The organism is Rhizobium sp. WYCCWR 11128, from assembly GCF_013416305.1.
Lineage (GTDB): Bacteria > Pseudomonadota > Alphaproteobacteria > Rhizobiales > Rhizobiaceae > Rhizobium > Rhizobium indicum.
The window spans coordinates 1,151,832-1,166,734 of the sequence record NZ_JACCEZ010000001.1 but is presented as its reverse complement, the minus strand read 5'-3'; the positions used below and the strand labels follow the sequence as shown (position 1 = coordinate 1,166,734).

The 14,903-nt window shown below is 61.1% G+C and carries 16 protein-coding genes and 1 pseudogene; 8 read left to right on the top strand and 9 right to left on the bottom strand.

Features of this window, described 5'->3' with window-relative positions; all coding sequences use genetic code 11:
- Window positions 1-56 precede the first annotated feature (56 nt).
- Window positions 57-566 carry a single-stranded DNA-binding protein gene (locus HX898_RS05680; RefSeq protein WP_138389200.1) on the top strand — a complete coding sequence of 170 codons (510 nt, stop codon included), beginning with the start codon at window positions 57-59 and terminating at the stop codon, window positions 564-566.
- A 146-nt stretch (window positions 567-712) separates the two neighbouring features.
- Entirely contained in the window at window positions 713-1,258 is a 546-nt protein-coding gene (locus tag HX898_RS05675; protein ID WP_180194189.1) for a hypothetical protein, read from the top strand.
- Between the two features lie 22 nt (window positions 1,259-1,280).
- Here the strand turns inward: HX898_RS05675 and HX898_RS05670 are convergent, their stop codons facing one another.
- Window positions 1,281-1,928: a MarC family protein gene (locus HX898_RS05670; protein ID WP_029875185.1), complete on the bottom strand. Its 648-nt coding sequence runs from the start codon at window positions 1,926-1,928 to the stop codon at window positions 1,281-1,283.
- Window positions 1,929-2,164: 236 nt separating this feature from the next.
- Between HX898_RS05670 and gyrA the strand changes: the two genes are divergently transcribed.
- On the top strand, window positions 2,165-5,002 hold the full coding sequence (gene gyrA, locus HX898_RS05665) for a DNA gyrase subunit A (protein ID WP_180194188.1): 2,838 nt from the start codon (window positions 2,165-2,167) through the stop codon (window positions 5,000-5,002).
- 184 nt (window positions 5,003-5,186) lie between these two features.
- Here gyrA and HX898_RS33410 read toward each other — a convergent pair whose 3' ends face one another.
- The 3 genes and pseudogenes from HX898_RS33410 to HX898_RS05655 all read right to left on the bottom strand — a co-directional run bounded on the left by HX898_RS33410 (window position 5,187) and on the right by HX898_RS05655 (window position 5,924).
- On the bottom strand, window positions 5,187-5,321 hold the full coding sequence (locus HX898_RS33410) for a hypothetical protein (RefSeq protein WP_018445350.1): 135 nt from the start codon (window positions 5,319-5,321) through the stop codon (window positions 5,187-5,189).
- A 36-nt stretch (window positions 5,322-5,357) separates the two neighbouring features.
- Window positions 5,358-5,513: a hypothetical protein gene (locus HX898_RS05660; RefSeq protein ID WP_003539654.1), complete on the bottom strand. Its 156-nt coding sequence runs from the start codon at window positions 5,511-5,513 to the stop codon at window positions 5,358-5,360.
- A gap of 122 nt (window positions 5,514-5,635) precedes the next feature.
- A pseudogene (locus HX898_RS05655) lies at window positions 5,636-5,924 on the bottom strand (hypothetical protein).
- Between the two features lie 136 nt (window positions 5,925-6,060).
- Between HX898_RS05655 and coaD the strand changes: the two are divergent.
- The 5 genes from coaD to tgt all read left to right on the top strand — a co-directional run bounded on the left by coaD (window position 6,061) and on the right by tgt (window position 9,995).
- Window positions 6,061-6,555 (top strand): pantetheine-phosphate adenylyltransferase, encoded by a 495-nt coding sequence (coaD, locus tag HX898_RS05650; protein ID WP_138329481.1) that lies wholly within the window; start codon window positions 6,061-6,063, stop codon window positions 6,553-6,555.
- Between the two features lie 42 nt (window positions 6,556-6,597).
- A complete protein-coding gene (locus HX898_RS05645) occupies window positions 6,598-7,170 on the top strand; it encodes a peptidylprolyl isomerase (RefSeq protein WP_180194187.1) in 573 nt (190 codons plus the stop codon).
- 28 nt (window positions 7,171-7,198) lie between these two features.
- Entirely contained in the window at window positions 7,199-7,708 is a 510-nt protein-coding gene (locus HX898_RS05640; RefSeq protein WP_003539661.1) for a peptidylprolyl isomerase, read from the top strand.
- A gap of 74 nt (window positions 7,709-7,782) precedes the next feature.
- Window positions 7,783-8,868: a tRNA preQ1(34) S-adenosylmethionine ribosyltransferase-isomerase QueA gene (gene queA, locus HX898_RS05635; RefSeq protein ID WP_138389194.1), complete on the top strand. Its 1,086-nt coding sequence runs from the start codon at window positions 7,783-7,785 to the stop codon at window positions 8,866-8,868.
- Entirely contained in the window at window positions 8,865-9,995 is a 1,131-nt protein-coding gene (tgt, locus tag HX898_RS05630; protein WP_062942310.1) for a tRNA guanosine(34) transglycosylase Tgt, read from the top strand. Before queA ends, tgt begins: the two co-directional genes overlap by 4 nt.
- A 31-nt stretch (window positions 9,996-10,026) precedes the next feature.
- Here the strand turns inward: tgt and HX898_RS05625 are convergent, their stop codons facing one another.
- The 5 genes from HX898_RS05625 to HX898_RS05605 all read right to left on the bottom strand — a co-directional run bounded on the left by HX898_RS05625 (window position 10,027) and on the right by HX898_RS05605 (window position 14,661).
- Window positions 10,027-10,455 (bottom strand): DUF4864 domain-containing protein, encoded by a 429-nt coding sequence (locus tag HX898_RS05625; RefSeq protein WP_131645680.1) that lies wholly within the window; start codon window positions 10,453-10,455, stop codon window positions 10,027-10,029.
- Window positions 10,456-10,536: 81 nt separating this feature from the next.
- Window positions 10,537-11,802, bottom strand: a complete 1,266-nt coding sequence (gene fabF, locus HX898_RS05620) for a beta-ketoacyl-ACP synthase II (protein WP_180194186.1) — start codon at window positions 11,800-11,802, stop codon at window positions 10,537-10,539.
- Window positions 11,803-11,815: 13 nt separating this feature from the next.
- On the bottom strand, window positions 11,816-12,322 hold the full coding sequence (locus HX898_RS05615; RefSeq protein WP_180194358.1) for a helix-turn-helix domain-containing protein: 507 nt from the start codon (window positions 12,320-12,322) through the stop codon (window positions 11,816-11,818).
- A gap of 47 nt (window positions 12,323-12,369) precedes the next feature.
- Window positions 12,370-12,669: a hypothetical protein gene (locus HX898_RS05610; protein WP_138329474.1), complete on the bottom strand. Its 300-nt coding sequence runs from the start codon at window positions 12,667-12,669 to the stop codon at window positions 12,370-12,372.
- A gap of 129 nt (window positions 12,670-12,798) precedes the next feature.
- Entirely contained in the window at window positions 12,799-14,661 is a 1,863-nt protein-coding gene (locus tag HX898_RS05605; RefSeq protein WP_180194185.1) for a calcium-binding protein, read from the bottom strand.
- Window positions 14,662-14,903: the final 242 nt, after the last annotated feature.

Below are 14,903 nucleotides of genomic sequence, written 5' to 3'. Positions count from 1 at the left end.
AAGGTGCGCCGATCGATTAAACGCCGCCGGGCAGGGCGGCAGGCAGGGTGAGAAGTATGGCTGGTAGTGTGAATAAGGTAATTCTGATTGGAAACGTCGGTGCGGACCCCGAAATCCGTCGCACTCAGGATGGCCGGCCGATCGCCAATCTTCGTATCGCGACCTCGGAGACCTGGCGCGACCGCAATTCCGGCGAGCGCCGTGAGAAGACCGAATGGCACACCGTCGTCGTCTTCAACGAGGGCCTCTGCAAGGTCGTCGAACAATATGTGAAGAAGGGCGCCAAGCTCTATATCGAAGGCCAGCTGCAGACCCGCAAGTGGCAGGACCAGCAGGGCCAGGACCGCTACAGCACGGAAGTGGTGCTGCAGGGTTTCGGTTCGACGCTGACGATGCTCGACGGTCGCGGTGAAGGCGGGGGTGCGAGCGGCGGCCGTGGCAGTGCCGGTGGCGGCAACGATTATGGCGATGACTACGGTGCTCCGGCTCCCGCTTCATCGCCGAGCCGCGGCGGTGGCAGCGGCGGCAACTTCTCGCGGGATCTCGACGACGATATCCCGTTCTGATCGGTAGCCTTTCCGGGCTTTGTGAAAGACGTGAGAGAGCATGATGCCTTGGATGGCGTCATGCTCTTTTTCTTTGATTTCGCGGCAGATGCTTCAGACCACATCCGCCTGAATGATTTCGCACCATTTTGGGGAGTTATTTCGGAATGAGCTGCCACATCTTTAAGAAAGATTCCGGTACGCGCCTCCGACTTTGGTTGGACGAGGCACCGCCGTCGATGGATTCAACGCGATGCCATCTGTGGGAGAGCAAAGTTTTCGTCAGCGGAGAAGGGATTCCTCATCGGAAAAGCGTGGCTGCGGAAATAGCTCGGCCGGTTGGAGGCATGACGGTATATGGTTTGCTGTCAGTCACCCTGGATCAGTCCATTAAAACGCAAGATCTGCAGGTGAATGTCCCGATTGAACGTACCAAGGGAGAGAGTTGGTCCCTATCACTTGCTCCAAGTCACCACAAAGTGCTTACCGGATTTGCCGCGGAGTACATGCCGGGGCTGTTCAAGGGGATAGAGGATCTTGGTGAGGCTGCATTGCCCAGTTTTGGAATTCTCTCCTTTGATCGCATGGCGCATTCGGACATAGGTTCGTCGATAGATATTTTTCGCGAGTTGACGAGAGCTATCGTGCGCGCATTGACTATGGAGCAGGTTCCTGAAACGCCGGATGAGGCGTTCGCACTTCTCGCAGTTTAGATTGAAAGGCGCTCGAGGTTTTTCAGTGCGGCGTCGCGCTGATGAGGTTGAACGCCGACTTAGCCCCGTCGACGACGAATTGTGCGGCAAGCGCTGCGAGGATGACGCCGAGGAGCCGTGTCAGGATGGCCCGGCCGGTGACGCCGAGGAAACGGTCAAGCCTTTCGGCGATGAGCAGCATGAGGAAGGTCAGCAGCAGATTGGCGGCAATGACGCCGATCAGCTGCGCTTTTCCGATCGAGGTGGCCAGCGTGCCGGCAAGCAGGATCGTCGCCGAGATCGCACCCGGGCCGGCAATCAGCGGCAAGGCGAGGGGGAAGACGGCGATATTCTCGATATGATCCTTGGTGATCGCCGCCTCGGTCGCCTTCTCCTTGCGCTCCTGCCGCCTCTCGAACACCATCTCGAAGGCGATCCAGAACAGCAGCAGCCCGCCGGCGATGCGGAAGGCGCCGATCGAAATCCCGAGCACGCCGAGCACGCCGGCGCCAAACAGCGCGAAGACGGCGAGGATGATGAAAGCGATGACCGAGCCGCGCAGCGCCACCTGCTTGCGCTCGGTTCGGCTCATGCCCGTCGTCAGGCCCAGAAAGATCGGCGCAAGCCCCGGTGGATCGATGGTGACGAGCAGCGTCGTGAAGGCGTTGATCAATTGGTCGGCGCTTGCCATCGGCTCTCCGGAACCCCACATGGGTGCGTGGTTTTTATGATTGTGAAGCGGGGATTTCGATTTGGCAAATATTCCGCGGCGGCTCGCGGCGGATTTGTCCGGTCCGGCCGCGCAACTTGCATGTTTTACCCTCTTTAAGCCGCAAAAGCCTGTTCAAAACGCGCTGTGAAATTGGCGCGGCAACAGGCTTTCCGCTATAAATCTTCAAGTGATTCTAGAAGAGATCGTGATCTGTTTTGACTGAGCAAACACCCCCCGGCGGCGGGAAGCTCCCGCCAGGCATCGAGCCCATCTCCATCATGGAGGAAATGCAGCGGTCGTATCTCGATTACGCCATGAGCGTCATCGTCAGCCGCGCGCTGCCCGACGTGCGCGACGGCCTGAAGCCCGTGCACCGGCGCATCCTCTACGGCATGTCCGAGCTCGGCATCGACTGGAACAAGAAATACGTCAAATGCGCCCGCGTCACCGGTGACGTGATGGGTAAATTCCATCCGCATGGCAATTCCGCGATCTATGATGCGCTCGCCCGCATGGCGCAGCCATGGTCGCTGCGTCTGCCGCTGATCGATGGTCAGGGCAATTTCGGCTCGGTCGATGGTGATCCGCCGGCGGCCGAACGTTATACCGAATGCCGCCTGGAAAAGGCTGCCCACTCGCTGCTCGACGATCTCGACAAGGAAACCGTCGATTTCCGCGACAACTACGACGGCACGCTCTCCGAGCCGGTCGTAGTGCCCGCCAAATTCCCGAACTTGCTCGTCAACGGCGCCGGCGGCATCGCCGTCGGCATGGCGACCAACATTCCGCCGCACAACCTCTCCGAAGTCATCGACGGCTGTATCGCGCTGATCGACGACCCGGCCATCGAGCTGCCGGAACTGATCCAGATCATTCCCGGTCCCGACTTCCCGACGGGAGCGAAGATCCTCGGCCGTGCCGGCATCCGCTCGGCCTATGAGACCGGCCGCGGCTCCGTCATCATGCGCGGCGTCGCCGCCATCGAGCCGATGCGCGGTGACCGCGAGCAAATCATCATCACCGAGATTCCCTACCAGGTGAACAAGGCGACGATGATCGAAAAGATGGCCGAGCTGGTGCGCGACAAACGCATCGAAGGCATCTCCGATCTGCGCGACGAATCCGACCGCCAGGGGTACCGCGTCGTCGTCGAGCTGAAGCGCGATGCCAACGCCGAGGTCATCCTCAACCAGCTTTATCGCTATACGCCGCTGCAGACCTCCTTCGGCTGCAACATGGTGGCGCTGAACGGTGGCAAGCCCGAACAGCTGACGCTGCTCGACATGCTGCGCGCTTTCGTCTCCTTCCGCGAGGAAGTCGTTAGCCGGAGAACGAAATTCCTGCTGCGCAAGGCGCGTGACCGTGCCCATGTGTTGGTCGGTCTGGCCATTGCCGTCGCCAATATCGACGAAGTCATTCGCGTCATCCGCCAGGCGCCCGATCCGCAGTCCGCCCGCGAAGAACTGATGACCCGCCGCTGGCCGGCGGAAGATGTCGAAAGCCTGATCCGTCTGATCGACGATCCGCGCCATCGCATCAATGACGACCTCACCTATAATCTCTCCGAAGAGCAGGCGCGCGCCATCCTCGAACTGCGCCTTGCCCGCCTGACGGCGCTTGGCCGCGACGAAATCGGCGACGAACTCAACAAGATCGGCGAGGAAATCAAGGATTATCTCGATATTCTCTCCTCGCGCGTCCGCATCCAGACCATCGTCAAGGACGAACTTCTCGCCGTCCGCGACGAGTTCGGTACGCCGCGCCGCACCGAGATCGTCGATGGCGGTCTCGAAATGGATGACGAGGATCTGATCGCCCGCGAAGACATGGTCGTCACCGTCTCGCATCTCGGTTATATCAAGCGTGTGCCGCTGACTACCTACCGCGCCCAGCGCCGCGGCGGCAAGGGTCGCTCCGGCATGACCACCCGCGACGAGGATTTTGTTAGCCGGCTATTCGTTGTCAATACCCATACGCCGGTGCTGTTCTTCTCCTCGCGCGGCATCGTCTACAAGGAGAAGGTCTGGCGCCTGCCGATCGGCACGCCGACCTCGCGCGGCAAGGCGCTGATCAATATGCTGCCGCTCGCACCCGGCGAGCGCATCACCACCATTCTGCCCTTGCCCGAGGACGAGACGAGTTGGGACAATCTCGACGTCATGTTCTCGACGACGCGCGGCACGGTTCGCCGCAACAAGCTGTCGGACTTCGTCCAGGTCAACCGCAACGGCAAGATCGCCATGAAGCTCGAGGAGGAGGGCGACGAAATCCTCTCCGTCGAGACCTGCACGGAAAATGACGACGTGTTGCTGACCACGGCGCTCGGTCAGTGCATCCGCTTCTCCGTCGACGACGTCCGGGTCTTTGCCGGCCGCAACTCGATCGGCGTGCGCGGCATCAATCTCGGCGATAGCGACCGCATCATCTCCATGACGATCGTTGGTCATGTCGATGCCGAGCCGTGGGAGCGTGCTGCCTATCTCAAGCGTTCCGCCACCGAACGCCGGGCGACGGGCGTGGATGAAGAGGATATTGCGCTGGTCGGTGAAGAAGTCACCGAGGAGGGACAGCTCTCCGACGAGCGCTATGACGAGTTGAGAGCACGCGAACAATTCGTGCTCACCGTCTCCCAAAAGGGCTTCGGCAAGCGTTCGTCCTCCTACGACTTCCGCATCTCCGGCCGCGGCGGCAAGGGCATCCGCGCCACCGACACGTCGAAGACCGGCGAGATCGGCGAGCTGGTCGCGGCCTTCCCTGTCGATGACGGCGACCAGATCATGCTGGTCTCCGATGGTGGTCAGCTGATCCGCGTGCCGGTCGGCGGCATCCGCATCGCCAGCCGCGCCACCAAGGGCGTTACCATCTTCTCGACGGCAAAGGATGAGAAAGTCGTCTCGGTCGAGCGCATCAGCGAGCCGGAAGAGGATGAGACGGAAGAGGCTGTCGAGGTCGCCGAAGGCGCCCCTGTCACCGACGAAGGTTCTGCCGATGAAGGTGGCGGCGACGAGGCGCCGATTGCCGATGGCGATCCGGCCGGGCCGGCCGAGGAATGATCAAATGAACGGGGCGGCTTCGAGCCGCCCTTTTCTTTTCAAGCCGCCCTTTTTCTTTTCAAACCGGATGATGGTTGAGGACTGCACCCAAAGAAAAAAGCCGGACGCTGGGTGCATCCGGCTTTGAATAGCCCTGGCGACGGAAGGGTGCCGCTCAAGGGTGGGAAGAGGAGAGAAAGGAACGTCAGAATGCTCTATGTTTTTCGTTCAGCGCCTTCACCTCTTCGCCTTCGCGCCGGAGCGCTGAAATCGTCGAGGCCACAGACACGATGAACATCACGCTGATGAGGGCGGTGAGCACTGTCAAGATCGTGAACATAGGCATTCCTTTCCTGGGGAGTTGCGTTCTCGCCCCTCAGTACTGGCCCAGTACGGCCGTCCGGGCCGAAGCATAGGGTCCATAAACCTTGGACGTATCAACCTTCTGATCATAGAGAGCGACAGTTGCGGTCAGCATGCCCGTGACCATTACCATCCAGAGCACGTTAATCATCGTAATCTTGCCGGGCATTTTTAATCCTTCCGCGCCGCTCTATGTATCGGTTGAATGAACGCATCCGTCTGTAAATGGTTCCGCCGGATGTTGATCGGGTGTTTACCAATGCCGATCTGAAGCGACCTTGAATGTCTCGTTCATCTGGCATTCAGATTCGAAGCTCGTTTTTCGCGCAGCCGGCCCTGGGCGCGCACGATCGCCGCATGCTCGGCAAGCTCCGGCCGCACCCAGCTCATCTCGTATCGATCGGCGAAATAGCCATAGGCCATCTCGGCGGCGAGGGAGGAAATGACGGCAAGTGCAACGAGCACGATCAGCATGGACCTGGTCTTTCGGGGGAGCGCCGGATGCCGGAATGGCATCGGCTGCTTTGATGATCGGAGTTAAGCAGATCCAGTCTGAAACGGTCTTGAACGGGCCATTCATCCGCCGTTTAACCGCCCGGCGCATAACGTCCTTTACGCGTCTGAAAAGACGCGCGGCGGTCTAGCCGGAGCTGGGCAAATCACTTGCGAGAAGGCGTCATCCGTGACAAAAGGCGTCAAACCAACGGTCGGGCCACATGACGACAGCTTTCTATCCGGGGTCCTTCGACCCGATCACCAATGGGCATGTGGATGTTCTGGTCCAGGCGCTCAACGTCGCCGAAAAGGTGATCGTCGCGATCGGCATCCATCCCGGCAAGGCGCCGCTCTTTTCCTTCGAGGAGAGAGCTGAGCTGATCCGCCGTTCTCTGGCTGAAGCGCTGCCTGGCAAGACCGGCGACATCACCGTCGTCTCCTTCGACAATCTGGTCGTCGATGCCGCCCGCATCCATGGCGCCACGCTGTTGATCCGCGGTCTGCGCGACGGAACCGACCTCGATTACGAAATGCAGATGGCCGGCATGAACCGGACGATGGCGCCCGATATCCAGACCATCTTTTTGCCGGCGGGCACGGCCTCGCGGCCCATTACCGCCACATTGGTCCGCCAGATCGCCGCCATGGGCGGCGATGTCAGCGCTTTCGTGCCGGCCGCTGTCTTGCAAGCCCTCACATCCAAGCGCCCAAACTAGCAAGCGCAAAGACTAGGCGGAACCCGCCGCAATGGAGCTCATATGAAACTCTTTTATCTCGCATTTGCCGGCGTGTTGTATCTCGCCTCCTTCGCGGGGGATGCCTTCGCCCAGTCGGCCGATCATTATCTCACCATCCAGCTGAAGGATGGCCCTGTTGTCATCCAGCTCATGCCTGAAGTGGCGCCGAAGCATGTCGCCCAGATCGAGGCGCTGGCCAAGAAGGGCGAATACGATAACGTCGCCTTCCATCGCGTCATCGATGGCTTCATGGCTCAGACCGGCGACGTCAAATACGGCAACATGGAAAAGGGCTTCGATGCGAGCCTCGCCGGCACCGGCTCCTCGGATATGCCTGACATCCCGGCTGAATTCTCCAAGACCCCGTTCGTGCGCGGTACGGTCGGCATGGCCCGCTCGCAGGATCCGAATTCCGCCAATTCGCAGTTCTTCATCATGTTCGCCGAAGGCTCCTTCTTGAACGGCCAGTACACCGTCGTCGGCAAGGTCGTCTCCGGCATGGAGAACATCGACAAGATCAAGAAGGGCGAAGGCCAGAACGGCGAAGTCAAAAGTCCCGACCGGATGATCAAGGTCACCCTGGGCAAGAAGTAAGTTACGAGAGAAACAAGAGGAGAAGACAATGGCCGAGATCAAGGATCCCGAAAACACCGTCATTCTGGAAACCACCAAGGGCAAGGTTGTTATTCAGCTTTTGCCGCAGGTCGCCCCGGAGCATGTCGCCCGCATCAAGGAACTCGCTCGCGAGAAGGCCTATGACGGCGTCGTTTTCCACCGCGTCATCCAGGACTTCATGGCCCAGACGGGCGATGTCGAATTCGGCAAGAAGGGCTCGGAAACCTTCAATCCCAGCCGCGCCGGCATGGGCGGCTCCTCGAAGCCGGATCTGAAGGCCGAATTCTCGGCGACCACGCATACGCGCGGCACCTGCTCGATGGCCCGTTCGCAGAACCCGAACTCGGCCAATTCGCAGTTCTTCATCTGCTTCACCGACGCGCCCTGGCTGAACAAGCAGTATTCGGTCTGGGGCCAGGTCATCGAAGGCATGGACAACGTCGACAAGATCAAGCGCGGCGAGCCGGTTTCCGATCCGGACTCGATCGTCTCCATGCGGGTTGCCGCCGACGTCTGATTATGATTTCTGCTGAAACCCGCCCTTGCGCATAGCTGCGTGGGGCGGGTTTCGCTTTGCCTGAAAGTGCCCTGATGCGCGTAGACCTTTTCGATTTCGATCTGCCCGACGAACGCATAGCGTTGCGGCCCGCCGAGCCGCGTGACAGCGCGCGCCTGCTCGTCATCGATCCGAATGCGGAAAACAGCCTGTCGGATCACCGCGTCGGCGATCTCACATCCTTCTTGCGGGCTGGCGACGCACTGGTCTTCAACGATACCAAGGTCATTCCCGCCCAGCTCGAGGGCATCCGCCATCGCGACGGCGCCGGCGGCCAACAGGTGTCTGCCACGCTGCACATGCGCACCGGCCCCAGCCGCTGGAAGGCCTTCGCCAAGCCCGGCAAGCGCATCAAGCAGGGCGATCGCATCGGCTTCGGCCATTCCGGCGAAAGCTGTTTCCTCGGTTCGCTCGATGCCACCGTCGAGGAAAAGGGCGAGGCCGGCGAGGTGACGCTGCTGTTTGATCTCTCGGGCCCGGCGCTCGACGAGGCGATCGCCGCCGTCGGCCATATCCCGCTGCCGCCCTATATCGCCGCCAAGCGCCCTGACGACGAGCGCGACCGCGCCGATTACCAGACGATCTACGCTCGCGAGGAGGGCGCCGTTGCCGCCCCCACCGCCGGCCTGCATTTCACACCTGCGCTGTTCGAAGCGCTCGACAAGGCCGGCATCGAACGCCATTTCGTCACGCTGCATGTCGGCGCCGGCACCTTCCTGCCGGTCAAGGCCGACGATACTGCCGATCACAAGATGCATCTGGAAAGCGGCTATGTCAGCGCCGAGATCGCCGCCCGGCTGAATGCCGTGCGGGAAAGAGGCGGGCGCGTCGTCTGTGTCGGCACGACCTCGTTGCGGCTCATCGAGAGTGCCGCCGAGGAAAGCGGAGAGATCATGCCCTGGGCCGGCGCTACCGGCATCTTCATCACGCCCGGTTACCGCTTCAAGGCGGTCGACATGCTGATGACCAATTTCCACCTGCCGCGCTCGACGCTGTTCATGCTGGTCTCGGCCTTCGCCGGCTTCGAGACCATGCACGCGGCTTATAAACACGCCATTTCGACGGGCTACCGCTTCTACTCTTACGGCGACGCGAGCCTTCTTTTCCGGAAAGACAGATGACAGATAACTTCCAATTCACCCTTGACAAGACCGACGCCGGCGCACGCCTTGGCCAAATCTCCATGCCGCGCGGCGAGATCCGCACGCCGGCCTTCATGCCGGTCGGCACCGTCGGTACGGTCAAGGCGATGTATCTCGACCAGGTGCGCGAGACCGGCGCCGACATCATCCTCGGCAATACCTATCACCTGATGCTGCGCCCGACGGCCGAGCGCGTCGCCCGGCTCGGCGGCTTGCATAAGCTCATTCGCTGGGAACATCCGATCCTGACGGACTCGGGCGGCTTCCAGGTCATGTCGCTGTCCGGCCTGCGCAAGCTCGACGAGCAGGGCGTCACCTTCAAGTCACATGTCGATGGCAGCCTGCACCATATGTCGCCGGAGCGCTCCATCGAAATCCAGGGGCTGCTCGGCTCCGACATCCAGATGCAGCTCGACGAATGCGTGGCGCTGCCGGCTGAGCCGAAGGAGATCGAGCGCGCCATGGAAATGTCGCTGCGCTGGGCCGAGCGCTGCAGGGTCGCCTTCGGCGAGCAGCCCGGCAAGGCGATGTTTGGCATCGTCCAGGGCGGCGATATCCCGGCGCTACGCATCCGCTCGGCCGAGGCGCTGAGCCAGCTCGACCTCAAGGGTTATGCCATCGGCGGCCTTGCCGTCGGCGAGCCGCAGGACGTCATGCTGCAGATGCTGGAAACGACGCTGCCGGTCCTTCCTCTGGAAAAGCCGCGTTACCTCATGGGTGTCGGCACGCCTGATGATATTCTGAAATCGGTCGCCCGGGGCATCGACATGTTCGACTGCGTCATGCCGACCCGTTCCGGCCGCCACGGTCTCGCCTTCACTCGCCGCGGCAAGGTCAATATCCGCAATGCCCGCCATGCCGAGGATATGCGCCCGCTCGACGAACAGTCGAACTGCCCGGCCTCGCGTGATTATTCGCGCGCCTATCTGCATCATCTCGTCCGCGCCAACGAAGCGCTCGGCGGCATGCTGCTCTCCTGGCACAATCTCGCCTATTACCAGGAGCTCATGCAGGGCATCCGCAAGGCGATCGCCGAAGGCCGCTTCGCCGATTTCATGGCGGAAACGCAGGAGGAATGGGCGAGGGGCGATCTCGAACCGGTTTAAGCCAATCAGACGAAGTTTGATCAGATCGGGATCAAATGCCCTTGCTGTCTGCGTCCGGCATGATCTGCACGCCGTTGATCCTGTAGCTGCCGTCCGGTTGACGCATGATCTGGTAGATCGCTGTCCAGTCCTTGCCGTCCCGGCCTGAAATCAGCACCTCGTGATAGATCAGCGCGCCGTTGTCGATCGAGCGGCTGCGCCCGAAGGCGTAATTGCCGGGGTGATAGACCGGCTCGTAGCTCTTCTTCACCATGGCGAAGAACAGGTTCTTGTCGGGATACAGCGCCCGGATGCCGGGAGCGGCGAAGGAATAGGCGGTCTCGGCATCGTCCTTGAGAAAGGCGTTGATCTGGTCCTCGATCATCGTCCGCGTCGTGTCGATCGGATCTTCGGCGCGGGCCGAGACGGGGGAGAGGGCGGACGCGGCACACAGGATGAGAACTGCGAAGAAGGCGCGCATGGGGTATCTCCGGCTCTATCGGGGAAAGGATCGCCGATAGAGCAGAAGTGTAGGCGATTTTCAGCGCAAGGAAAGTGGACTTTACGACCAGCGGCGGAACAGGGCGCTGGCATTCACCCCGCCGAAGCCGAAACCGTTGGTAATGGCGTAGTCCATCGCCAGCGTCCGCGCCGTCTTGCCGACGATATCGATGCCGTCGGCGGCTGGATCGACCTCATCGAGGTTGCGGGTCGGCGGTGCAATCTGGTCGCGCAGCGCAAGGATGGTGAAGATCGCCTCCAGCCCGCCGGCGGCGCCAAGCAGGTGGCCGGTCGCCGATTTCGTCGCGCTGACGGCAACACCGCCATTGCGGCCGAAGACCGTGCCGATCGCCGCGATCTCGCCTCTGTCACCGACCGGTGTCGAGGTCGCATGCGCGTTGAGATGCCTGACCTCCGAAGCCGGGATCTTCGCCTGCCTGAGTGCTGCCTCCATCGCCCGGCGGGCGCCGTTGCCGTCTTCGGGGCCTGATGTCATGTGGTAGGCGTCCGCAGCCGTGCCATAGCCGACGAGTTCGGCGAGCGGCGTGGCGCCGCGGGCAAGCGCGTGCTCCAGCGTCTCGATGACCAGGATGCCTGCGCCTTCGCCCATGACGAAACCGTCGCGCGCCGTGTCGAAGGGGCGAGACGCCAGTTCCGGCGTCTCGTTGAAACCGGTGGAAAGCGCACGCGCAGCGGCAAAGCCGCCGAGGCTCACCTTGTCGATGCAGGCCTCGGCGCCGCCGCAGATCGCCACATCCGCTTCGCCGGAGCGGATCAGCCGCGCCGCATCGCCGATTGCCTGGACGCTGGCGGCACAGGCCGTCACCGGAGCCCCGAGCGGCCCCTTGAAGCCATAACGGATGCTGACCTGGCCGGCGGCGAGGTTGACGAGGAAGGAGGGCACGGTGAAAGGCGACAGCCGCCGCACACCACGCGTTTCGCCGATCCGCACCGCTTCGGCGATCGCCGGAAAGCCGCCGACGCCCGACGCGATGATCGTTGCCGTGCGCTCGCGCTCGCCTTCGTCGGTCGGCATCCAGCCGGCCTGCCTCACCGCTTCCTCCGTCGCTGCAATGGCGAAGTGGATGAAACGGTCCATCTTCTTCTGGTCCTTCGGCGGGATGCAACGGTCGGGATCGAAACCAGCCTCAGCATCTTCCGCGATACCAGGAACGATGCCACCGACCTTGGCCGAGAGCTCGCCGACAATATCCTCCGCCAGCACCCGCAGCCCCGAACCGCCATCGAGAAGACGCTTCCAGGTGGGCTCGACGCCGGTGCCGAGGGGCGAGACAAGTCCCATACCGGTGACAACGATGCGATCCATTCTTTTGTCCTTTCTATGCGTCGATGCCGAGATACCAGGCGCGCATGCGGGCGATCCGCTGGTGCACCTCCTCGTCGGCGGCTGGACCTGCAAGCAGGCTGGTGTTTTCAGGTGTCACTTCTTCGCCGGTCCGCGCATCGACCAGCATCGTCTGGCGCTCTTTGCCGGAAGCGGTATCGCCCAAGAGAAAGGCGAGGTCCGCTTCGGGAATGTGCCGGCTTCCCCAGGAAAACAGCGTCATCAGAACAGGAAAGAAGTCACGGCCCTTGTCCGTCAGCCGATATTCGTAGCGGGCAGGGCGCTGATGGTAGAGACGCCGTTCGAACAGCCCCTTTTCCGTCAGATGTTTCAGCCGCCGCGTCAGGATGTTCGGCGCCACGCCGAGGCTTTTCTGGAATTCGTCGAAGCGTGAAAGCCCCTGGAAGGCATCGCGCAGGATCAGCATGCTCCACCAGTCGCCGACGCTGTCGAGCGCGCGCGCCGCCGGGCATTTGAAATCGCTGAAACTCGTTCGCTGCATGGCTGATGTCACTACAGCAGTGACTATCATCATGCAAGTTAGTTATCTCAAACGTCACCCTCGAAAATACGGGCAAGCAGGATGCCGGCAACGAGCATGCCCGCTGCCACGAAGATCGTGTCACCCGGCGTGCCGATATAGAGCGGCCCGATATTGGCAAAGAGCAGGAAGGCGATGAGGAAATTCGCCCAGCCCCACACGACATTCGCCGTCGGTGAGCCGAGCTTTGCCCCTTGCGCGAAGGGGATGCGGAAGCGCCGGCCGCTGACCCCGGCGACGAAATGCGGGATGCCGTTGGTCAGAAATGCCGCGGCGATGAAATGGACGATATAGGCGATCCAGGGCAAAGGCTTCTCCGTTGCGGCACGAGTGGCGTCAACGGAGAATGTGGCCGGGATTTAGGCTCCGGCAAGAGGGGGGATGCGACCGCCCGTGACGCTGCAGGCCGGCCCCCGCAATGAGACGAGCCGACCGGCTCAGACAAGCAGGAGATCTTTGAAGTGAAGTGCGGCGGAATTGTCGAGATCGGCGACATGGATTGCCCCGCCTGCTGCGCTTCCATCCGCATCATAGGATAAAATGCCGCTGGCCTGATCGTAGATCAGCTTGTCATCAGCCTCGAGCGCCTTCGTTCCCAGAACGAAATTCTCGGCCGAAAAGCTCGATGGCTTGAGCCCGGTGAAGACAGCGTCGTCGAACACCAGCTTATCGCCTGCGGCTGAAGAGAAATCGACGATCTTGTCAACGCTGGTATTGCTGGGCTTCACATCGAAGACGAAGGAATCGCCTCCGCCTCCGCCCGTGAGAACGTCAGCACCGGTCTTGCCGATCAGCTTGTCATTGCCAAGCCCGCCGATCAATCGGTCGTTCCCTTTCCCGCCGTTGAGAAAATTGTTTCCGTCGTTGCCCGTGAGAATGTTGGCCGTATTGTTGCCTGTCGCGCTGAGATTGGCCGTCCCGGTCAAGGTGAGGTTTTCGATCATTCCGACCGTATGCTTCTGATCGGCCAGGCTGAAGCTGATCGAAGCCTTTACAGTATCCGTTCCGCCGCCCCGGCTTTCGTCGACGATCTGGTTCGCATTGGTCACGGTGAAGGTGTCGTTGCCGGCGCCGCCATAGAGATGGTTGGTGGCCGGCGGCGTGCTGGCGCCGCTGCCTGCTACCTCGATGATCAAGGGATGATCGGTGACATCGAGCGTCAGCGACGACACGTTGCTGAGGCTTTTGATCGCCGTCGTCCCGGTCACCGGGTCGAAGACCTTCACAGAGCCGAACGAGGCCCCGAGATTGACTTTGACGGCTGTTGTCGCGGCCTGAATGGCTGTGTCGGAGGACTGGTTCCAGATATCTGGCTCGTTCCAGACGATGATCTGGTAGCTTCCGTCCGATTTTTCCGTCAGCAGGCTGCGGGCCGACGACGGCAGACCGTCGATCGAATAATTGAGTGTTCCCGCGCTGAAGCTCGCCTTCGTTGCGCCGTCGTCTTCAAGGATGGCGGTCAGATTGTGGATCGCCGTTGCAGCCGGTTTGGCTGAATAGTCGAGATGAAAGAGACCGAAATGCCGCTCCTGGTTGGTGCCCTGCGGATCGGAATAGGCGTCCAGCAGCTCGTAGATGAATGTCTTTTTCGATCCGAGGGCCGCACCGTCCATCAGCGTATTGAGCAGGAGCTTTGCCTGCGTCGCTTCGCTGACGCCTTCCCAACCGCCATTGGTGTCGGCGGTGAGCGAGGTGTGGTAACCGGTTTCGGTGATCGCCAGTGGCTTGCCCGGATCGGCAGCGCGCTGAACGCCGGATTCTCGGGAAAGCCACGAGAATGGCTGGTCGCCATCCTTCGCATAGGTGTGGATCGTCGTGTAGTCGGAGGCCGAAGCGACCGTATATCCGGTAAAGCCGAGGACTGGGATATTCTTCAGCAAGGGATCGGCGTTGACCGCGGCAGACAGGTCCTTCTGATAGGCGACTGCTGCTGCCTGGCCGCTCAGCCCATGATAGCTGACCGGCCAGTTATTGACTTCGTTCGGACCTTCGATGCCGACGACCGATCCGGGATGGGCTTGCACGAAGGCATGCAGCCGCTGGGCGACAGTGGCGGGGTCGACTTCGCGCTGGGCGCTGAAAACGAATTGCACGCCGGCTTCCGCGGCATCGCCGAGATGCGTTTGGCCGTTGGGATCGGAGGCGGAGTTGGGGGCGTGATCGCGAACGGTATCAAGGCCAAGATAGTCGAGAGCCTTAACAACTTCTCCGACATTGGAATATTTTCCGTCGGTGTAGTCGATATGCGTGTCAATTCCAAAGGAACGAATAATATCGTTTATTCTAACGGCTTGAGCCAAAGTTTTTCTCCCAGTTTATGAGGGAATTGGCGATGGGAATTTATTCTTCACATTTCTGATGCCAATTCGATTTAATACACGAGGAGGGCCGTGCAGTACTGCCCGTTAACCATGATAAATTGTCCTGAATGTGGCCCGCGCCGGATCGGTTTTAATACAGAATCTGCGCTTGCATTTTTGCATCCAGCCGGCCGATCATGACCCCGTGAAACAGACGCATAGGCAGAATCTGGCGAAGTCCA